This window comes from Microcoleus sp. B13-B6, from assembly GCF_036705405.1.
In the GTDB taxonomy this organism is placed as follows: domain Bacteria; phylum Cyanobacteriota; class Cyanobacteriia; order Cyanobacteriales; family Microcoleaceae; genus Microcoleus.
Genome location: NZ_JAUBUJ010000015.1, coordinates 77,400 through 99,059, shown reverse-complemented (window position 1 = coordinate 99,059; position 21,660 = coordinate 77,400). Strand labels below are relative to the sequence as shown.

Below are 21,660 nucleotides of genomic sequence, written 5' to 3'. Positions count from 1 at the left end.
AGAGGGAAACGATTGGAGTACCTTGAAGGAAGTTCTCGATCTCCTTAACAGGACTCAGAAGCCTAAACCATATCGCTTGCGATTGTTGTGGCAGCGTCACGAAAGCTAAATTTGAACAAAACCTAGCTACAGAAAGAGAACCGATCGAGTACGGTAGGGCATACCGGAATTTACGCTTGGGGAGAAGACACCTATATTTTGGCTGGAGAAATCCTGTCGCAAGCAAGTGACTTCGCTGAACCAAGAATCTCAGTCACCAAGAGTGCACAGAGTGTCAAACTTAAGAATCCCCGTGCGTGAAAGCCCGGGGACTGTCAATGTTTATTAGTGAGGTCAGAATGGCTAAGCGCCGCAATCTCAAGAAAGAGAAGGCACAACGAAATCAAGCATACGCTCGCAAGTTTCGCAAGCGGAGAAATCAAGATATGTTCTCCAACAAGAGAAGGCGATTTGACGGCGGTAACGGCGGTGGCATGGGCGCCATGAGCGGTGGCGGCAGAGACAAAGACATGGCGGCTGCTGAAGATTAATTGAGTCAGGCTATCTGCCGAACTTAGAACCAGAGTGGAAAACACGATCGTTCTAAGGAGAGATAGCCAGCCGGAATTTGTCCAATAATTCAACGATGTTTAGGCGATTCGATCGCGCGCAGCGATAAGTGATTTTCTCACTTGTTCAAACCCGGTACCCCCGTAACTATTGCGAGCTGCCACCACTTGCTGAGGTGCGATCGCGCTGTAAATGTCTGTCTCAAAGGCTGGGTGCAAGTCTTTCCACTCCTCAAGTGTCAAATCTTTGAGGAGTTTGCCCCCCGAAAGGCAAGTTTTGACGACTTTGCCGACAAGGTTGTAAGCTTCCCGGAAGGGAACGCCTTTGGAGGCCAAGTAGTCGGCTACGTCTGTAGCGTTAGAAAAGTCTTCCGTAACAGCAGCAGCGAGGATCTCGCCATTAAACTCGATTCCTTCGCGCAACAAAATGGTCATTGCTTCCAAGCAACCCTGTACCGTTCTTACGGTATCAAACAAAGCCTCTTTATCTTCTTGTAAATCTTTGTTGTAGGCCAAAGGAAGTCCCTTCACTACTACCAACAAGGCTTGCAAGTTACCGAACACCCGCCCCGCTTTGCCCCGCACCAACTCCGGCACGTCGGGATTTTTTTTCTGGGGCATGATGCTAGAACCAGTAGCGCAGCTATCTTTGAGCGTAATAAATCCAAATTCGTGAGAAGACCACAAAATCATTTCTTCTGACAAGCGGCTCAGGTGTACCATAATCAAGCTGGCTGCAGCGAGAAATTCGATCGCAAAATCTCGATCGCTCACTCCATCTAAGCTATTAGCATAAACCTTGTCAAAATGCAAGAGTTCTGCAGTATAATGTCGGTCGATCGGGAAAGTCGTCCCCGCCAGCGCGCCACAACCCAAAGGCGAAACATTCACCCGCTTGCAGATATCGCCGAGACGTTCCCAATCGCGATCGGTCATTTCAAAATAAGCTAACAGGTAATGAGCCAAACTGATCGGCTGAGCGCGCTGCAAATGAGTGTAACCGGGAATTAAAGTTTCCACGTTACGATCGGCAAGATCGAGCAAAACCCCTTGAAATTCCCGTAATTGCTCGCGAATTTCGGCGATGCGATCGCGCAAATACAAGCGAGTATCAGTGCCGGCTTGATCGTTGCGCGATCGGGCAGTGTGCAACTTTTTCCCAGCATCCCCCACAATCTCCGTCAGCCGCTTCTCTACAGCGAAGTGAACGTCTTCTGCATCAACTCCCGGAACAAAAAGTCCTTGGCGGTATTCCCGGCGGATCTGTTCCAAACCATTGACTAACTGTTCGCCTTCGGCTGCGGAAATAATCCCCGTTTTGGCCAGCATTTTAGCGTGAGCGACAGAACCCGTCAAGTCATACTCAATCAATTCAATATCGAAGCCAATACTAGCATTAAATCGGGCGATCGCCGGGTGCAGCGCCGATTCAAATCTTTGACTCCAAGTTTTTTGTTGTGTTGTCATTGCTGAAGCTAAAACTAGATTATATCTCTGTTGCAGAAGTCTATATAAACCGATTTGTAGTAAAGACTTTAGTCTTTCCTCCGGTTTGTAGTCAGCCCTTTAGTCCTCCCAAATTTTGTAAGAAAAAACTCAAGTCCTGACTACAAAGTTTTTATACATCTTTTGACCAGAAAAAACTGAAGTCTTGACTACAAAATTGTGAAACTTTTGCTGCATCAGAAAGAAGTGAAGTTTGGGCGACAAACCTTTTAAATCAGTTACCGATAGCTTCTTCGACAAGAACTCTAACGAAAAATCCCTTTAAAGAACCAGCCAACAAAAATACCTATAAAAAAAGCTCCTATTTGACCAGTGTCAACAAAATTTTTCCAAGCTTTCTGGAAATTCGTAAAAATTTCGTAACTTTGAGCCAAAACCACCGTCGAACTCAAATGAGATTTCACAACTACCACGTGAGCCACATCGTTCCAATTAATCGAACTGGTTAATCCAGCAGTAATTTCCGGCATTAAATTAACTATCATGGTGATTTTCTCCTGCTAAAGGTGTTACCCTCAGTACAACCAGTGTCATGTCATCTTCGTTACGATTGCCGATGCCGATAAACTGGTGTACGCGATCGAACAAATAATCCAAAATTTCTTCAGACTGCTGATAATTTTGACAGGCCCACTGAAAAGCCGAGGTCAAGTTATCCTCATCAAACCGATCGCCCCTTTGATTAGCAGCATCGGTAAATCCGTCTGTGTAATAAATAATAGTATCTCCTGGCTGCAATTGCACGCTTGCTTCTTGGTAATGCGAATCAGCATCCAGCCCAATTAACATTCCCTCCAAAGTATCAAGCTGAAGAATCGAATTAGTTGCAGCTTGCCACAGCAAAGGCGGGTGGTGAGCAGCATTGCTGTAAGCCAAAACGCGAGTTTTCGGGTCATACTCCGAATAAAACAGAGTCACAAAACGGTGGGAATTTTCCAAATCCGCGTGCATAACCCGGTTTAAATGTTGCAAAATTCTCGACGGCGAGTGGCGGTTCAAAACCTCCGCCCGCAGCATACCCCGTGTCATCGTCATCAACAGGCCCGCTGGTACTCCTTTGCCCATCACATCGCCGATGACAATGCTCCAGCGGCCCTTGTCGATTTTGGACTTGAGATTTTTAATTAGGGATGGGGGGCTTTCCCCCTCATTCTCCTTGCCGATCGGGTCATAGTCAGCGGGAATAAAATCATAATAATCTCCGCCGACTCTGCTAGCAGTTTGGCAGCGGGCGGCCACGTCAAGGCCGGGAATTTTCGGACAACTCCGGGGTTGCAGCCGCAATTGAATTTCCGCCCCGATTTCTAACTCTCTGTCTAAGCGGTCTTTTTCCGCCAACTTAACAGTAAGTTCGTCTTTGCAAATAGCCACGGCGGTTTGATCCGCCACCAACCGAACTAATTTCTGTCTGCTGGGAGTCCAGAGATATTGCGGATCACTGCTAAAAACATAAAGCCGTCCCCGTTCCAAATTGTTGACTAAAATTGGCGCCCCAAACAAATGAACATCCGGGCCCAAATAACGACCGACTTGCAAGTCTAGACTAGAAGTTTGCCCAGAGGTTTCCGAAAACGTTCCAGCAGTAGCGCCCGCACCTGCTGTAGCTTGCCTGGTGGCTATTTCCAGCGCTTTTCGCATATCTTGGCACTGCCGTCCTTCCTGACAATGCAACTGCTGGAACCTGACTTGACCGTTGGGTTTGAACAGCACTAAAGCTCCCCCGTCGGCGTCAGTAACGCGAGTCGCCACCAAAGGCACCAACTCCAAAAATTGGTTGAGATTGTTAAAACTTCGCAGGGCAAATCCCAGCGAACCCAACATATCTTGAACATTGTGCTGATATCGGTGCAAACGCGCCACCAGTTCTTTGAGGGCAAATACTGGCGTCGCGTCGGTGGAATTGCGACCCGGAGGGCGGTCAGCAGGTTGAGGTGAGGGGCGAGGCAAAGGCACAGCAGTCATTTTAAATTTGTGATTTTCGATCTTAGACAGAGGAGGAATGATTGAGGACTTATATCAATTCCGGTTGCACCGGAATTATTGTTGACTGTTGACTGTTGACTGTTGACTGTTGACTGTCAGTCGAAGAGCTGAATGATAGTTGAGTATGGACTGTTGATTCGATTTTACAATTCCGATCCTAGCGGAGTTGATATTACGGGCCACTTGAACAGAAACCCGTTTTTTTTCGAGCAAGCAGTTTGGTTTGAGGAAGTAAGTTGGACACTAGGACATTGGTATCAACTTAAGTCGGAAATTCTCAAGAAATCTCGTTTATAGCTTAGTCTAGATACGCCCTAAATCCCCTTAACAAGAAGGGGGACTTTGACCCTTTCCCGTCCCCCCCCACTATTAGGGGGGCGCCAGGGGGATCGGGAAGACTATGCAATCAGACAGCATACTGATACTACATTTGAGCTTATTTTCACACCCTGGCTTTAGCTCGCGCTTTGAGGGCAACCAAGCAATAACAGAACGAAGGTATTGTTTCTAGATATTTAGTTTTTACTCGCCACGGGCGATCGGCGCAAGTCCTGCGATGGTAGTTTGAGGTTAAGGATTTAAGATGTTGAACCTCTGTATCCGCCTCCAAAAATCGGGACGACCACAGATACCTGATCAATCTAAAATCTAAAATCTAAAATCTAAAATCGAGTAGGGCTTCCACAAATTCGTAACTAGAAAACGGGCGCAAGTCTTCGATGCTTTCCCCGACTCCAATAAAGCGGATTGGCAGACCAAGCTGCTGCACTACGGCTAGGGCAACACCACCTTTAGCAGAACCGTCGAGTTTTGTCAATACTACTCCGCTTAATTTTGCCGATTCTGCGAACACTTCTGCCTGTCGCAAACCATTTTGACCTAGTGTCGCATCCAAGACCAGTAGAGATTCTACGGTAGCGCCTGGGGCTTTCTTATCTACAATGCGACGGATTTTACTTAATTCGTCCATCAGATTTTTTTTGTTTTGCAGGCGGCCTGCGGTGTCTACGATCAGGAGTTCTGTGCCGCGGGCGCTGGCGGCGGCGATCGCATCAAACACGACAGCAGCCGGATCGGTATTTTTCCCTGGGTTGGCAATAATTTCGACCCCACTGCGGGAGCCCCAAACTTTCACCTGTTCGACGGCGGCGGCACGGAAAGTGTCGGCGGCAGCAATCAGGGTTTTGTAGCCGGATTTTTGGGCAATGTGGGCCAGTTTGCCGATCGTCGTAGTTTTGCCCGCACCGTTGACTCCTACGATTAACCAGATGTTAAAAGTGTCTTTTTCCGGGGCAAATGTCAGGCTGTAGGCGGGATTACCGGCGGCGGTTTCGGCACAGGGAGCGTCCAGAATGTCGCGCAGGATGGTTTTCAGGTAGGCTAGAGCCTGTTCTGGCGGCAGCACTTCTTGTTTGAGTCTTTCTTGGAGGCGAGTGATAATGATGTCGGTGGCTGCGACTCCGACATCGGCTTGTAGGAGCAAAGTCTCAATTTCGGCTACTGCGTCTTGATTGAGCGGGCCTTGACCGACGATCGCCTTTAGTTGATTAATTAAGCTGCGGCGAGTTCTTTCTAAGCCTTTCCGCAGTTTTTGCAGCCAAGTGATTTCTTCAACTGATACTTGGTCTGGGCGGCGGCCTTGACTGGCTAAGATTTCTGAAGACCACAGGAAGCCTTCGTCAAAGGCGAAACCGGGAATTTCTTCGATAATTGCCGCTCTCTCGGCGGCGGCTGCAATTACGTCGGGTTCTTCAATTGCGGTTTCTTTGAGGCGTTCGATGCGCTCCATGCGATCGGCCTGAGCTCTGGCCCAAAACGGCAGGGCTTCGGCTGCTTCGCCGTCGGATGCGAGTGATTCGGTTTCTACAACCTCAGTTGCAGGTTCGGCAATTTCTATATTTTCTGCTGTAACTTCTAATTGTTGAGCTATAGGTGCAATGTCGATCGCCCCGGCTGTTGGTTGCAGAGTTTCTGCAATTTCTGCGGGCGTTGCTGCATCGAGTTCTATCGCCTCGGTAGCTTCAACTGTTGCTGGTGCTGCAACTTCTGGAACTTCTGCAACAGTTGCTGCTGTGGGTGCTGGTTCAAGTTCGATCGGCTCGGTTGCTTCAATAGTCGCCGGTTCTGCAACTTCTTCAACTGTCGCGATTTCTGCTTCGGCTGCTGGAACATCCGGCGCTGCTGTCTCAGAAACTTCTGTTTCGGGTTTTTGCTGTTTTTGAATATTTTTGTAAGCAGCTTTTGCCCAATTAAGATAATCTTCCGCTACAGCAGGAGAGCCTTGCTCCGTTGCATCTGTTTGAGGCTCAACCGGTGCGGATTTTGCCGACTCATCTTGGGGCTGTTCGGGGGTTGCTTCTGTTTCAGAAGATTTATTTTCGCTGTACTGGCGACGAAACCAATTAAATACCATAGGAAATTGGGAATAGAGAATAGTTATTAGTCATTAGTCCTCAGTCCCTAGTGTAGAGCCGATTGCCGATTGCCAATCACTAATGACCAATGACTACTGACTAAGGACTATAGTTATTAGTCCTTAGTCCTCAGCCCCTAGTGTAGAGCCCATTGCCGATTGCCAATCACTAATGACCAATGACTGCTGACTAAGGACTACTGACTAAGGACTATAGTTATTAGTCATTAGTCCTCAGTCCCTAGTGTAGAGCCGATTGCCGATTGCCAATCACTAATGACCAATGACTGCTGACTAAGGACTACTGACTAAGGACTAGGGACTAACAACTTCTGCGTTGATTTTATCGACTACTCGGCGGAGGACTCCGTTGATGAAGCGATGTCCTTCGTCGCCACTGTAGCGTTTTGCGAGTTGGACGGCTTCGTTGACGCTCACTTGTTCGGGTAAGCCGAGATATAGCATTTCGGCGATCGCGATTCTCATGATATCTCGATCGATCCGGGGCAACCGTTCTATTTGCCAGTCTACAAGGGCTTCCGAGAGCAATTCGTCAATTTGAACACGGTTGGCGCTGACTTTCGTCAGGATTTGCAAAGCATAGGTGCGGACATCTTGCTGGTTGGCTAGCTGGATCAGTTCTGGAAACTCCATTGCTGAACCGAGACGGTTGATGGCGGTTTGGGTGAGTTCGACTGCTTCCCGCACCATTGCTCTAGCACTTTGTATATCGGCGGCACGGATTTCGCTGGCAAGCAGTTTGTCGCTACTCCGCTGCACTTCGGATGCTGCTGCTTCTAGGGATTCTTGAACTTCTGTTGTCAGGGTGCGGATGGCCGCGAGGAGAACATCTTGCAGTTTCTTGGCTTCTAAGAGTTCTGGATTCGTCGGCAGTTGGCTGATGCCGAGGAGTGCGAGTTCGCGTGCTGTTTCGCGGGCTTTTTTCATAATTTTTAGATAGGGATTGAGAATTTAGGAAGTTTTTCGATCGCGCGCGGACTTGAACTTTAGCAGAAAACTCGACTAAAAGCGGTACAAAACCAGCCGTCTGACTCGCCAGCGGCGGGTAGTTTACAGATACTTCGCTGTCAAACCCAAGATTTATGCTCGAAACCGGGTTTCTGAGTATAGGCTTTCTCGGTTTGGGCTGGTTTTGTCGAAATATTATCTGCTATGGGGAAAGTTTACACGGCCTTACCAGAAAGAATTGGTTTAAAGCCCCAAGCCTGATCGGGAGAAATTAAAAGAAGACTATTCATTACTCCAATCCTCTTCCTTCCAGCTAGAGGTCGCCCTTTTGCGGTCAACTGTCAACTGTCAACTGTCAACTGTCAACTGTCAACTGAAGGGCCACTAAAGATGTCTTGGTTTAGTCTTCTTCGACTGGGACAGCCTGGTATCTTGATTCGGATACCAAGGGTTCGAGTGTTTTGCCCTTGATGTTTTCGGGGTTTACTGGAACTGAGTTGCTGGGGTTGACGATGCCGCCGGAGATGATGACTTTAAAGGCATCTTCGATCGACATTGACAAATTGACTAAATCTGCTTCCGGGACTATAGCGTACCATCCGGTGGTGGGGTTGGGAGTGGTGGGGATGAAAATGCCGATCGGGGTTTCACCGGAAAGGTGAGGCGGGATATCGTTACTCTCGATCGTACCGGTCACAAATGCTAAAGTCCAGATTCCCCGCCGGGGATATTCCACTAACACCACGCGGCGAAATTTGTCGTTTGATTTGAGGAGGGTTCCCAGCAGTTGTTTGAGGGTTTTGTAAACCGAACCGGCTAGGGGAATTGCCTGCAACAGCCGTTCGCCAAAGTCTAGCAGCCACTTGCCGAAAATGTTGCGGGCCATTAAGCCGATGACTAAAATGCTCAGCAGGGGTACAGCCAGCCCTACTAAAAGATTTAGCAGATTCACCAAAATCGGGTGGAGTCCGTCAAAAGGGTTGATCTGCTTGGGAATTTTGGTGAGAAAATTGATCACCCAACTGGCGATGGTAATTGTCAGCCAGATGGTTGTAGCTAAGGGTATCACTACCAATAGTCCTGCGATCAGGTCGTTTTTTAAGTCTTGTTTGATGCGTTGGAGCACGGCGGGTCAAATCTCCTCGTAACTGGTTCCCAATAACCTGAATAAAGCTGAGACTAAAGCAACTGCACGGGCTTTACTGGATGTCACCATAGACGATCGTCTTCAATTCTGCTAAACCCTACCCTTTCTGAGGGGGAAGAGTTAGGGATCGCCGGTGCTGTACCTCTATTTTAAAGAATTATTGCAAGTTGGCGCTTGATTTTAATATATGCGGGCTGTGCAGCAGCTCACCGTATTGTATATTTTAAGACATTTTGGGTCAGTTCAATCAATAAGCCGATCGGTCAATCGATTTTAGATTTTAGATTTTAGATTTTAGATTTTAGAGGCGACCCCACGGATAAATGCGGGGGCTTGAGGATTTTAGATTTTCGATTTGGGATTGATTCCACGGATAAATCACGTGGCGGGTACCACCTTTGAAATTCGTGGTCTGAGACAGCCGGGGAGTCGAAGTGTAGCGAGTCCAAATAAAATTTTCTGTGATTTGTATCGGGAATTAATTGGTCGATCGAACTTTCTCAGATTTTCGGTGGGGTGGCACTTCGTTTTACTTATATCTTGCACCATTTTCCATAAGCTTTTTAGGGACGGGCAGGATGCCCATCCCACAATCAAATTCACTCTTTGTGGAACAGGCATCTTGCCTGTTCTCGAAAAAGGTGCAACATAGGAGTTTTACCGAATTCAGGGGAATCTCTGCAGGTTGAGTTCAGTGTCTCTGCAACAATCTATCTTTAGATAGATGCAGCATGAATATTGTTAGTAAGTAGTGTTTAATTTTTGAGGGGCGACGGCGATCGACAAGCCAACTGTTGGCCCGGTTGCAAGTATTGCATGGCAGGCAAATCCCGCAAAAAGTAAAGCAGACAGACCAGGAACTTTGACTTTTTTTGACAGGATCGATCGATATTCAGGAAATAAGGGGAGAATTCAAGGGAATTGGAGTTTGAGAGGAGCGACAAAACAATATAGAATTAACATGGGCATCACTACAAAAAAATAATCTGCCAAACGAGGTAGCAGTAGTTAGTAGCAAGCGAGATAAATTACTACATAGCTAGTTGTTTCTAGCCAGAAGCGCGAAACTATTTGTTCAACAGGGTATAGCTAAACGGTTGCATAGAAGCAAGACTCCAGCGGTGCCGATTCCTGGGACGCAGACGAAAGTTAAGGAAAAACAAGCGTACTAGCCAATCAAGTCAGAGGGGGGATTTACCTCGCGGCAAGCAGCAATAGACTTGATGAGAAGTTAGGATTGAGATGTGAATGCTCAACTCATGAAACCAATTGATTTTTACATTTTTTTAAGCGATTCAAAACGCAAGACTTTTTTGGGCTTCACTTAAAGCCGCAGCCAGATCAAATTTTGTATCCGAGAATTAATATTTAAGTAAAAGGAATTTTTGTGAAAACGCTCAATATCCTCTTAGTAGAAGACAGTCCCCTAGATGCCGAACTGATTGAGGCATATCTAATGGATGGCGGGCTCCAATTTTCTCTGGTGTGTGTGGAAAATCGAGAAGACTTTGCCACGGCGCTGGAAAAACAACGTTTTGACATTATTTTGGCAGATTATATGCTGCCTTGTTTTAACGGGATAGCTGCGCTGGAAATCGCCCACACTACTTGTCCGGGAGTGCCGTTTATTTTTGTGTCGGCTACTTTGGGCGAGGAAGTGGCGATCGAAACTTTGAAAAGCGGCGCTACTGATTATGTTCTCAAACGCCGTTTGATACGCCTGGTGCCGTCGATTGAGCGGGCCCTGCGGGAAGTTCAAGAACGGAACGAGCGCAAGCAAGCCGAAGCACAGCAGCAGGAAAGCGAAGCTCGATTTCGGATTATGGCAGATACCGCGCCGGTAATGATTTGGATGTCGGACACTGACCAACTTGGCGATTACTTTAACAAAGTTTGGCTGGAGTTTACCGGTAGAACTTTGGCGCAAGAAATGGGCACGGGTTGGATGGAAAACTTGCACCCTGATGACTTGCCAGAATGTTTGGATATTTACCAAAAAGCCTTCGACGCTGGCAGCGAGTACCGGCTCGAATGCCGGCTGAGACGCTATGACGGGGAATACCGCTGGGTTTTGGGTACAGGCGTACCCCGGTACAGGCCCGATCGCACTTTTGCAGGTTACATCGGTTCTTACATCGATATTAGCGATCGGAAACAGGCAGAACAAGAACGCGCTGCTGCTTTGTCCCGCGAACAAGCAGCGAGGTTGCAAGCAGAAGAAACAGCTAAAGCGCTGCAATCGGCAAACTATCGAATTACTAACATTCTCGAAAGCATTACCGATGCTTTTATCGCAGTAGATTTAAATTGGAACTATACCTATGTCAACCAGAAAGCTCAAGAGCTTTTAGGCAAGTCACAAGCTGAACTGATCGGTAAAAATGTTTGGGAGATATTTCCCTGGGCGGTCGATTTACAGTGTTACAAAATGGCTGCCAAAGCATTAGCAGAAAATGTAACGGTCGAGTATGAAGAATTCGTGCAGCTATGGAATAAGTGGTTGAAGGTTCGTTTTTATCCTTCGGATTCTGGTTTGTCGGCTTACATTCAAGACGTTAGCGATCGCAAGCAAGCAGAAGCTGCATTCAAAGCTAGCGAAGAAAAGCTGAGAATGTTGGTCGAAGCTAACTTGATCGGCATTATGTTCGGGGATGTTAACGGCCGTATCATGGAGGCCAACGATGAATTTTTGCGGATAGTTGGTTACACGCGGGAACAGTTGCAGCGCGGGGAATTAAACTGGATTGAGAGCACGCCGGCGGAGTATCGATCTCTCGACGAGAAGGGGATTGCAGAGGCACAAGAAACGGGAGTTTGCACTCCCTACGAAAAGGAATTCTGGAGGAGAGACGGTAGCCGGATTCCGGTGCTGATCGGATATGTTTTGCTGGCGCAAAAGCGACAAGAATCTGTGGCTTTTATTCTCGATTTGACGGTTGGCAAGCAGTTGGAAAGAGAACTGCACGATCGAGCCGAGGAATTGGCGCGGGCGAACCGGATTAAAGACGAGTTTCTAGGAACTTTGTCCCACGAATTGCGGACGCCGCTGAATGCGATGCTGGGATGGGCACAACTGTTGCGAAACCGCAAGTTTGACGAAAAAACGACTGTTCGCGCTCTGGAAACGATCGACCGCAATACGCGCTCGCTGGCAACTCTGATCGACGATTTGCTGGACGTGTCACAGATTATTACCGGGAAATTGTCGCTGAATTTGCGGTGGGTGGATGTGATTTCGACTGTTGAGGCTGCGATAAAGACTCTCGCGCCCGCGATTGGGGCAAAAAATATTGAAATTGTGACGGATTTCGACCCAACTGTGGGGCGGATTTGTGGCGATGCCGGCCGCTTGCAACAGGTGGCGTGGAATTTGCTGTCGAATGCGATTAAGTTTACTCCCGATGGCGGACAGGTGAGGGTGGCGGTGCGGAAGGTGGAGGGGACGATGGCCCGTGAGGAATCCGCTTGCTGTAAAAATTTGTCGCCCGCTTGTGTGGAAATTGAGGTCAGCGACACGGGACAAGGGATTTCACAAGAGTTTTTGCCCCATGTTTTCGAGCGGTTCAGCCAAGCTGACAGCTCTATAAGGCGATCGTACAACGGATTGGGTTTGGGTTTGGCGCTAGTGCGTCATTGTGTGGAAATGCACGGGGGGACGGTGCAAGCGGCATCGGCTGGGAAGGGACAGGGAGCGAGCTTTTTGGTGAGATTGCCAATTAAACAGCCGCGTGGCGACGGCGGATTTTCTGTTTCCGGGTCGGGGGAGTTTGGGGCTCCTCAAAGCCAGACGCCAGCCGCTGTAAAGGAGTCTTTTGTCAGCAGCAATCTTTCGGGAGTGCGGGTGTTGGTGGTCGATATCGACGCTGATTCCCTCGATTTTACCTGTACAGTGCTCGAAGATTGCGGGGCCTTGGTGGAGACCGCTAGGTCGGGAATCGAAGCCCTGGAGGCGATTGAAAGGCTGAATCCAGATGTGTTGGCGATCGATATCGAGATGCAGGCCCCTGATGGAGAGGCTTTGCTGCAGCAAGTGCGATCGCTCCTGGTGGATAGGGAAATTCCGGCGTTGGCGTTCACGGCGGTTGGTAGGGTACAGGAACGGATACGGGCACTGCAGCAGGGTTTTCAAATTTACGTGCCCAAGCCGATCGAGCCTGCTGAGTTGGTGGCGGTGGTGGCAAGTTTGGCGGCGCGATCGAACGATTTTAGATTTTAGATATTAGATTTTAGATTGACTCCGCGATGACCGATGTCGTAACTACACATCAATTTTCTTGGATTCGAGCGATCGCTCGAATCCAAGAAAAACTTTTTTTAGTATTAATCAGAATTAGAGCTAATTTGTCAAGCCCCAAAAGTTATAAATTTAATTTAGATCACAGTCTGTAGTTTTTGATACTGATAACAGCTTTTAAAAAGAATGCAACTGTAGAAAAGTTTCAAACCCTGATCATCAGCAGTCCGACTTCTAAAATCTAAAACCTAAAATCTAAAATTGTATGAGGTTCAGGGACGATCGCCCTTAACAGTATCTCCTCAAACATCAAGTTCACAACTAGGTGCTTCATTAAGCCAAAAAGTGGATCACAATCAACCTAATTTGTCATACCCCAAAAGTTATAGATTTAATTTAAGTCAAAGTTTTTAGCTTTTGATCACAGGTGCAGGGACGATCGCCCTTAACAGTATCTCCTCAAATATCAAGTTCAGCAACGAGATGCTTCATTAGAAAAATCTTCGGCCGGCGTAAATGCTTATAACACTCCTCTATTGCCCGCCGTGCAAGGATTTTTTGATTCTTGGATGTGGACTCGCCGCCCGATTCCCACTATCGACGACTAGATACCAATTGCACCCGACCGGCATCCATTTCATCCATTAATAACTCTAAAGCCTCATAATCAATATCCGAGATGTACCCCAAACGGGTGAGCTCGTAATTGATTTCGTTTTCAATGTCAGGCGTCAACTGCTTAATGTAGAGGGCTTTTTCTACAAGTTGACGAATAGCATGAGTTGCTTGCATAGTAAGTCGGAGAACTCCGTACAGTTTTATTCTCCTCTAAACTGTCGAGCAAACAGGTGATCTAGATCAGAACTAATAAGTGATTTAAATTACATTGTTCAGTTTTATCTAACAGCTACGGCAAAGTCAATCGCAATTTTTATAGTTGCCAAGACTAAACCTACAGGCATAAATAAAAAATAGTATAGTAGCTTACGTTTCCTCCCCAAATCTTACGCAAAACTTCATAAAAAAGAGTCAATAAATAAAGATTCAGTAAAACTACTGACAACAACTGGTCAGTTTGCCTCAAATTAAGTTAGGCTCAGAGTAATCAAGTAGGTTTAGGCTTACATCCGTCCAGCGCAGTAGTTGAAAATACGTAGCAATCATAGGTTTGACATATGCAGACACTTCTTGCCCATAAACCAATTACGGTGATTCGACCCCTAGACTACCTGAATGCAGCCACCGCCGGAGAATTCGACGTACAACTAACGACAGCAATTGCAGCCCCCGGAGTTGTAGCGGTACTCGTAGATTTGGCCGAAGTAAAATTTATTGACAGTGCAGGTTTGATGGCATTGGTTTCGGGCCTCAAGCAGGCGAAAAAAATGGGGCGCAGGTTTAGTCTTTGCTCGGTATCCCCTGGGATTAAGATGATTCTGGAACTCAGCCAACTCGATCGAGTTTTTGAGATATTTGAAAATGTCGATAGCTTTGATGCCGAAAACTCCTGCGTAAAACAACACTGTTGACATACTCACCGCCCTAAAAGTGCGGTGATTCTTGACACTTCACTGACTGACGCAACCGAAGTCGTCTTACTCTGTCTCTGTGGTTAGAGTCGATGCCTATGTTGCCACAGGACACCTCTCCTTCAGAACTGTACGTGCGGCTTTCACTGCATACAGCTCAAGCGTCAATATCTACTTTTCCTTTTGAGAATTTCGAGCTACACGGGCTTCTCCGTGGATAGGCTGGTGTTGGTGACATTGACGGTGGAGCATCTGTAAATTAGATTTCTGCCAATTATTATGGTTTCCATCCGCATGATGTAGCTCTACCTTATCGCCACTGAGAAATGACAGTCCACAAGCTTTGCATTTATGATTTTGTTGCTTCAGAAGTGATGTGTTAATCGCTGAGTAATTCTTGTTTTCTCTCTTAGCCCAGTAGGTTAAATCGCCATCGAACGGGGATTTATCTCCGGTCACATTGTTATGGGAACAAGCTCTCCAAGGTACCATAGGGAATGCCTTATGGATTACTTCAGTTGTACCTTGACGGTCGAAACTCCCTTGTTTGCGGATATATTTCCATGTCCAATAGGCTTGTGCCCATAGGTCGTGTGAGGTCATATCACAGAATTGGTTATAGTTTCTCCAGCCTCTTACCAATGAGCCGCATTTGGCGATTCTTTGAAGGAGGGTGAATCTACTATCTTTCATCGTCACTTTAATCTTGGCTTTTACCTTTTGGGTATTTTCCTGGGATGGAGTGCTGATGAATTTTCCATTAGGCTTGACTTTGAAGTTCCATCCTAAGAAATCAAATCCTTCTGTTGCCTTTACGAGCTTGGTTTTGCTTTCTTTAACCTGCAACCCTCGTTCTTCAAGAAATAAATTGATGCTTAAACGTAGTCCGTATTGGTCAACCCCTGGTTTACAGAGAAATACGAGGTCGTCAGCATACCTTAAACAGGTGATGTTTTTATTCTTGAAGCAATCTTCGATTCCGTTGAGAGCTATATTGGCTAATAGTGGGGAAATTACCCCCCCTTGTGGAGTACCTGCCGTTGACGATGGGTACTCCCCTCTAACTCCTGCTTTAATGGCAAGTCTTAAACCCTTAAGAGCGATTTTTGGCAGTTCTGTCTTTTCCAGAATTGTCTCGTGACTTATCCGGTCAAAACATTTTTCAATGTCCATTTCCAGTATGGTTTTGGATATTCCATCGCTGGTAGACCTTAAGGCTGAGAACAGTCGTTTCTGGACATCGTGCGCCCCCCTTCCTGGTCGAAACCCGTATGAATTGCCGTGGAATGTTGCCTCGGCGGCGGGTTCAAGCGCATACTTGAGTAGACATTGATACGCTCTATCACTAATAGTGGGTATTCCTAATTTCCGTTGAGTGCCATCCTTTTTTGGGATATTTACTCTTCGTAGTTTTTGGTGTTCCCACTTCTTCCAGCCTTTTAGAAGGTCTTGGGCTAATTGCATCCGTTCTTTGTAGTTCAGTGCAGTTTTGCCGTCTACCCCTGCTGTGGCTTTACCCTGATTTAATTGGGTGACTTGCCTGACGGCTAAATATTTAGCCGCCTGGGAGTTGAGTAATAACTTCTGAAGCTTACACACTAGCTTGCGGTCGCCATTCTTCCGAGCTTTATAAATCCTTGTTTGCAGGCGGAAGACAAGCTTCTGGAATTTCTTCCACGGCAATGCTTTCCAATTATCAACTTCAATTTCTTGAGTCGCCATAACTTTCATTTCTGAGCCAACTACTTAAGTGATTTAGTCTCTATCGACCGTGACCAGTTAGGCTTGAGTCCTTAGTTCTTGCCGTTTCGGTCACATCCTACCCGCTTATTTCATATGTGGCTTTGATTTGCCCTACCTGGGTTGTTCGACCACCCCAGGAGATTTAAGCGTTTTTCTTCGTTCCGTAGAGTGATAATTACTGATTTAGGACTCTCCACTTCACCCACCACAACCCAGGATTGCACTTGTTAACGGAATTTCAGTGCGGGTCTTGTGTGGTTATCCGATGTTCGTTTCCATCGGTACTCTTTGGATGCTTTTTCCGAAGATTCACGTTTGTTATCCATGTCAGCCTGCCTAACGGGTATCCAGGCATCACAGCCCTTGTTTTTCCCGTCCTATTCCCAGCTTCACTTTGATGATCAGTCTCTGTGTGGGTAGGTTTGGCGTCACATCATCCTTAATGGGGAGGACTTGCACCTCCATCCCTCTACAGTTGTCCTTACTTTATTTAAGGGTCGAAACCCAGGCGATGTAAGGACTCTAGGTTATTGATTTACCTAGAAACGAGTCGCACTCCGTTTAGAGTCGTGGCAATGCCCTATCCCGACTTTGTTTATATTTTTTGCAGCGTTCTCATCGCGTTCGTGTTCAGTGCCACAATTCAAACACTGAACCGATCTGATTTTTAAATCCAGTCTTCCCCACTTAAAGCCGCAATCCGAGCAAATTTGACTGGTAGGCTCCCAGCGACTAATTACTCTAAAGTCTCGACCAAATTTCTCAGACTTTGCCTCGCACAAAGTTCGGAATTCTCTCCATCCCTGAAGACTAATAGCTCTAGCAAGTTTGCGGTTTTTGACCATTCCAGACACATTCAAGTCTTCTAAAACGATAGTTTGGTTTTCACTAACAATTTTGGTTGACAGCTTGTGCAAGAAATCTTTACGGGTGTCTGCAATTTGATTGTGCAGTTTGGCTATCTGAATCCGAGTTCTATTTCTGCGTTTCGAGTCTTTAGATTGCCGAGCTAGCTTTTTTTGGAGTTTACGAATTTTTCGATCTAACACTTTATAGTCTGGACTTTTAGCTTTCTCCCCATTACTCATCACAGCAAAAGTTTTAATCCCTAAATCAATTCCGACACTTGGGTTTTTAGCATCAATTTGAACGGGCTTAACTTCTACTACAAAGCTCAAGAAATAGCGATTAGCACAGTCCTTTAGTACAGTTACAGAGCTAGGCTCTGATGGTAACTCCCTAGACCAAATAGGGCTAACATTTCCAATTTTTGCCAGATACACGGACTCACCTTTGATAGAGAAACCTGTTTTAGCAAAAGTTGCAGACTGACTGTTAGTCTTTTTTTTGAATTTGGGTTGACCCACTTTCTTGCCTTTTCTCTTCCCTTTTAGGAAATCAAAATAGTTTTTGTAAGCAACCTCTAACTGTTTGAGGGATTGTTGCAGCGGCACGGATGAAACATCGTTCAACCATGCCCTTTGTTCTGTCTTTTTAGATATAGTTAGAGACTTGGATAGAGTGTTGTACCCAGGATATTTGCCACATCTGCTAACAGCCAAAGCATCGTTCCAAACAACTCTTACACAACCAAACAACTGAGCCAAACTCTGGCGTTGTCTATCGGTTGGATAGAATCTGTATTGGAACCTTGCTTTCATTATTTTTAGCTGTTTTACTACTTTAGTATGCCATACTATTTTAACACGATCGGGAAAATTCAGAAGGAATTAAAGCCGTCCTAGAACGACGGGGTTTTAAACCCATTTCTTTGATAAAGCCTCCTCATCGACGAGAACAGGCAACAAAACACAGCAAATTCGGTTAAATGGCCGAAAAGACAGACGACTGTCGTTGGCGTATTGGCAGATTTTAAGGTAGGCTGCTTAAGAGTCGCAACTATTTAGCGAGTCGAGCCGTGGCAGTAAAAGTCGAAGAATTACTTACAGCAGAGATTAATCAGCCTGCTCGTTATCTGGGAAACGAATTGGGGGCTACGCACAAGCCTTGGGACGCGGCGTCTGTGCGCTGGGTTCTCACTTACCCAGAAGTTTATGAAGTTGGTGCTTCCAATTTGGGGCACATCATCCTTTACAACATTTTGAATGCTTTGCCGAGGCAGTTGTGCGATCGGGCTTATTTGCCCGCCGCCGACTTGGCAGCAAAACTGCGATCGACCAAAACTCCCCTGTTTGCCGTAGAATCAAGGCGATCGCTCACAGAATTTGATATTCTGGGCTTCAGCCTCAGCTACGAACTCGGAGCAACAAACATTCTGGAAATGCTGGATTTAGCCGGCATTCCACTAACTTGGCAAGAAAGAGCGACCAATCCCCAAAACGGTCAAATGCCGCTGATTTTTGCTGGCGGACAAACGGCAACTTCCAACCCCGAACCCTACGCGGACTTTTTTGACTTCATCGCTTTGGGAGATGGAGAAGAGTTGCTGCCAGAAATTGGCTTGATTTTGGCAGAAGGCAAAACAAATAATTTGAGCCGAGAAGCATTGCTGCTGGATTTAGCGCAAATTCCAGGCGTCTACGTCCCGCAATTCTACGATATGGCGGCCGACGGTTCTGTTCATCCCAACCGCCCGCAAGTTCCAGAACGAATTCTGCGCCGCGTGGCAACTCCCATACCAGCTTATTCGATCGGCCTGGTTCCCTACGTCCAGACAGTACACGACAGACTGACAGTAGAAATCCGCCGGGGATGCACCCGCGGCTGTCGCTTCTGTCAGCCGGGAATGCTGACTCGGCCCGCGCGCGATGTCGAACCACAGCAAGTCGTAGAGGCGATCGAACAGGGGATGCAAGCCACCGGGCACAGCGAGTTTTCCCTGCTTTCCCTGAGTTGTTCCGACTATCTGGCACTTCCAGCAGTCGGGATGGAAATTAAAAACCGCCTGAAAGATAAAAATATCTCTCTGTCTCTACCCAGTCAGCGGGTTGACAGATTTGACGATAATATTGCCGACATTCTCGGCGGTACGCGACAAGGCGGTTTGACTTTTGCCCCGGAAGCGGGTACTCAGCGGATGCGCGACATCGTTAACAAAGGTTTGACCAACGAAGAATTGCTTCGGGGTGTCAAAACTGCGGTCGATCGCGGCTGGGATAAAATCAAGCTGTATTTTATGATCGGTTTGCCCGGAGAAACAGATTTTGATGTTCTCGGCATCGCCGAAACAGTCCGCTGGCTGCACAGGGAATGCAGGATCAATGGCAGGCGGGGACTGAATTTTAACTTGACAATTTCTAATTTTACGCCTAAGCCTCACACTCCTTTTCAGTGGCACTCGGTTTCTACTGCTGAGTTTTCCCGCAAGCAAAAACTCCTGAAGGAAGAGTTTCGGGGGATGCGGGGCGTCAAGGTGAATTACACTGATGTGCGGATTTCGGCAATGGAGGATTTTGTCGGACGGGGCGATCGACGTTTGGCTGCTGTAGTCCGCCGCGCTTGGGAACTTGGCGCGGGTATGGATGCCTGGTGGGAAAGTTTGGATCAGGCTTACAAAGCTTGGACTCAGGCGATCGATGAATCGGGTCTTACCTGGAAATACCGCCAAGTCGAAAGCGGTGAGTGGAATCTTTTTGAGAAGGAAGAGGAGCACGACACGGATGCGGACACGGATACACGGATGAATTTAACGGCGGGGGCGGGCACGGGGGCACCGCCCCTACCAGCGGGGGCGGGCACGGGGACACCGCCCCTAGCAGCGGGGGCGGGCACGGGGGCACTGCCCCTACCAGCGGGGGCGGGCACGGGGGCACCGCCCCTACCAGCGGGGGCGGGCACGGGGACACCGCCCCTACCAGCGGGGGCGGGCACGGGGGCACCGCCCCTACTGGATCAACCTTTGCCTTGGGATCATTTAGATACGGGAATCGACAAAAACTGGCTGAAAATTGACTTGCAAAAGGCTTTAGAAGCAGCGACTGTTCCCGACTGTTCCTTTGAAGGGTGTTCGCGCTGCGGGGTGTGTGGCACCGATTTCGGACACAATGTGGTTGTGGATGCGCTGCCAATTCCTGAGTTTGCTGGGGAGTTTGTCCCGAATACTGAGCGGAAACAGCGTTTTCGGGTTTGGTTCGGGAAGGTGGGCGATATGGCTTTGGTTGGTCATTTGGATTTGATCCGATTGTTCGATCGAGTAGTCCGCAGAGCCGATTTGCCGATTTCGTTTACCGGCGGGTTTCACCCGAACCCTCGGATTTCTCTGGCAAATGCTCTGCCTCTGGGTGTTACCAGCACTGGGGAAATTGCCGATTTTGAGCTAACTGAGTCGATCGATATTGAGAGTTTTCGGGAAAAGTTGGCCGCTAAGCTGCCGGAAAATATTCCGATTTACAAGGTTGAGTCGATCGATCTCAAGGCTCCTTCTGCTAACCAGTTGTTAGAAGCAGCGGAGTACGTAATTACTGTGACCTCGGCAGGCTCCTTGACAGAAAATGACCAATTAGACCGGGAAAATACTGCTCCTGTCTCCGTGGCTCCTGATGCCAATTGGGATGCTTGGGTCAAGACGATCGCCGAAACCGAGGCTTTTTGGCGGGTGCATACTACTAAGTCTGGAAAGACGCACAATGTCAATTTGCGCGATCGACTGCACAAACTAGAACTTGTAGATCAGAAACCCGACCGCAGCACCTCTGCCTCTGGTACTACATCCGAAGGTAGAGCCGTCTTGCGCTTTATCGGCAGTTGTCGCAGCGATGGCAACTTGCTAAAGCCAGAACATATTGTTTTCATGCTCGAACAAGTCAGCCAGCAGGAAATTCAGCTTCTGCAGGTTGAGCGTAGTCAGCTAATCCTAGGTTATGGTTAAGATAGGGAAGCCGTGGTGGAATTTTTCACCTTCGGCTCTCGATCGGGATGTGTCGTTTCACGCTATAATCGCTTGTTATGGAAGCCGCGGCGGCTCGAGCGCTTTAGTCGCTCGTCGCCCTCGTCAACCAGCAACGCGGGCTGGGTGCAATTTGCTTCTGTTCAAGACTTCAAGCCTTTTTGTTGTACATTCACGGGCTAAATCTAGCGCCAAACCCGCCGGAGGGTGTGAACCAAATTTAGCGATTAATTTCGATCGATCGACTGGTTGTCGGTGGTCGGCTTATTCAAAAATCTCACGGTTCAAACCGCAGAGCGGGTATTCAACAATAGATGTTTTTGACGGGTCAAAAAACGGAGAGAAGCCCCGACTTAAGTCGTGGAGAACCAAAAATTTTAGATTTTAGATTAAAGTTCCAGCTCCCAGATTCATCTGTGGAGTCAATCTAAAATCTCAAACCTAAAATCTAAAATCGATTGACCCGTCAAAAAACGGAGAGAAGCCCCCGACTTAAGTCGTGAAGAACCAAAAATTTTAGATTTTAGATTAAAGTTCAATCTCCCAGATTCATCTGTGGAGTAAATCTAAAATCTAAAATCTAAAATCTAAAATCGACTGACCCGTCAAAAAACGGAAATAAGCCCCCGACTTAATTCGTGGAGAACCAAAAATTTTAGATTTTCGATTAAAGTTCAATCTCCCAGATTCATCTGTGGAGTAAATCTAAAATCTAAAATCTAAAATCTAAAATCGACTGACC

Annotated in this window: 15 protein-coding genes; 5 read left to right on the top strand and 10 right to left on the bottom strand. The window is 47.3% G+C overall.

Annotated features, from left to right (window positions below; all coding sequences use genetic code 11):
- Positions 1 to 338 precede the first annotated feature (338 nt).
- Positions 339 to 530 carry a hypothetical protein gene (locus tag QUB35_RS09385; protein WP_190738786.1) on the top strand — a complete coding sequence of 64 codons (192 nt, stop codon included), beginning with the start codon at positions 339 to 341 and terminating at the stop codon, positions 528 to 530.
- A gap of 99 nt (positions 531 to 629) precedes the next feature.
- Here QUB35_RS09385 and argH read toward each other — a convergent pair whose 3' ends face one another.
- The 3 genes from argH to QUB35_RS09370 form a co-directional block, all read right to left on the bottom strand.
- Entirely contained in the window at positions 630 to 2,015 is a 1,386-nt protein-coding gene (argH, locus tag QUB35_RS09380) for an argininosuccinate lyase (RefSeq protein WP_333141463.1), read from the bottom strand.
- 284 nt (positions 2,016 to 2,299) lie between these two features.
- Positions 2,300 to 2,539, bottom strand: a complete 240-nt coding sequence (locus tag QUB35_RS09375; RefSeq protein ID WP_333141460.1) for a hypothetical protein — start codon at positions 2,537 to 2,539, stop codon at positions 2,300 to 2,302.
- Positions 2,529 to 4,016 (bottom strand): PP2C family protein-serine/threonine phosphatase, encoded by a 1,488-nt coding sequence (locus QUB35_RS09370; protein WP_333141458.1) that lies wholly within the window; start codon positions 4,014 to 4,016, stop codon positions 2,529 to 2,531. The genes QUB35_RS09375 and QUB35_RS09370 overlap by 11 nt, the downstream gene beginning before the upstream one ends.
- Positions 4,017 to 4,148: 132 nt before the next feature.
- On the opposite strand from QUB35_RS09370, the gene QUB35_RS09365 reads away from it, so the two are divergent.
- Complete coding sequence (locus QUB35_RS09365; RefSeq protein ID WP_333141456.1) at positions 4,149 to 4,334, top strand: hypothetical protein; 186 nt, start codon at positions 4,149 to 4,151, stop codon at positions 4,332 to 4,334.
- 358 nt (positions 4,335 to 4,692) lie between these two features.
- Here the strand turns inward: QUB35_RS09365 and ftsY are convergent, their stop codons facing one another.
- The 4 genes from ftsY to QUB35_RS09345 form a co-directional block, all read right to left on the bottom strand.
- Complete coding sequence (gene ftsY / locus QUB35_RS09360; RefSeq protein WP_333141454.1) at positions 4,693 to 6,450, bottom strand: signal recognition particle-docking protein FtsY; 1,758 nt, start codon at positions 6,448 to 6,450, stop codon at positions 4,693 to 4,695.
- Between the two features lie 315 nt (positions 6,451 to 6,765).
- Positions 6,766 to 7,398, bottom strand: coding sequence for a transcription antitermination factor NusB (nusB, locus tag QUB35_RS09355; RefSeq protein WP_333103525.1), 633 nt, complete (start codon positions 7,396 to 7,398; stop codon positions 6,766 to 6,768).
- A 421-nt stretch (positions 7,399 to 7,819) separates the two neighbouring features.
- Positions 7,820 to 8,545: a DUF502 domain-containing protein gene (locus tag QUB35_RS09350; RefSeq protein ID WP_333141452.1), complete on the bottom strand. Its 726-nt coding sequence runs from the start codon at positions 8,543 to 8,545 to the stop codon at positions 7,820 to 7,822.
- A 399-nt stretch (positions 8,546 to 8,944) separates the two neighbouring features.
- A complete protein-coding gene (locus QUB35_RS09345) occupies positions 8,945 to 9,187 on the bottom strand; it encodes a hypothetical protein (RefSeq protein WP_333141450.1) in 243 nt (80 codons plus the stop codon).
- A 766-nt stretch (positions 9,188 to 9,953) separates the two neighbouring features.
- Between QUB35_RS09345 and QUB35_RS09340 the strand changes: the two genes are divergently transcribed.
- On the top strand, positions 9,954 to 12,782 hold the full coding sequence (locus QUB35_RS09340; RefSeq protein WP_333141448.1) for a PAS domain S-box protein: 2,829 nt from the start codon (positions 9,954 to 9,956) through the stop codon (positions 12,780 to 12,782).
- A gap of 612 nt (positions 12,783 to 13,394) precedes the next feature.
- Here the strand turns inward: QUB35_RS09340 and QUB35_RS09335 are convergent.
- Positions 13,395 to 13,592, bottom strand: coding sequence for a hypothetical protein (locus QUB35_RS09335; protein WP_015176637.1), 198 nt, complete (start codon positions 13,590 to 13,592; stop codon positions 13,395 to 13,397).
- 383 nt (positions 13,593 to 13,975) lie between these two features.
- Here QUB35_RS09335 and QUB35_RS09330 point away from each other — a divergent pair, with 383 nt between their 5' ends.
- Positions 13,976 to 14,329 carry an STAS domain-containing protein gene (locus QUB35_RS09330; RefSeq protein WP_333141446.1) on the top strand — a complete coding sequence of 118 codons (354 nt, stop codon included), beginning with the start codon at positions 13,976 to 13,978 and terminating at the stop codon, positions 14,327 to 14,329.
- Positions 14,330 to 14,500: 171 nt separating this feature from the next.
- On the opposite strand, the gene QUB35_RS09325 is transcribed toward QUB35_RS09330, so the two are convergent.
- Both QUB35_RS09325 and QUB35_RS09320 read right to left on the bottom strand, forming a co-directional pair.
- Positions 14,501 to 16,051, bottom strand: a complete 1,551-nt coding sequence (locus tag QUB35_RS09325) for a reverse transcriptase domain-containing protein (RefSeq protein WP_333141444.1) — start codon at positions 16,049 to 16,051, stop codon at positions 14,501 to 14,503.
- Between the two features lie 560 nt (positions 16,052 to 16,611).
- The gene (locus QUB35_RS09320; protein WP_333141442.1) at positions 16,612 to 17,733 is read right to left on the bottom strand and encodes a transposase; all 1,122 of its coding nucleotides are present in this window, start codon (positions 17,731 to 17,733) and stop codon (positions 16,612 to 16,614) included.
- Positions 17,734 to 17,990: 257 nt separating this feature from the next.
- Here QUB35_RS09320 and QUB35_RS09315 point away from each other — a divergent pair, with 257 nt between their 5' ends.
- On the top strand, positions 17,991 to 20,900 hold the full coding sequence (locus tag QUB35_RS09315; protein WP_333141440.1) for a TIGR03960 family B12-binding radical SAM protein: 2,910 nt from the start codon (positions 17,991 to 17,993) through the stop codon (positions 20,898 to 20,900).
- The last annotated feature ends 760 nt before the right edge of the window (positions 20,901 to 21,660 follow it).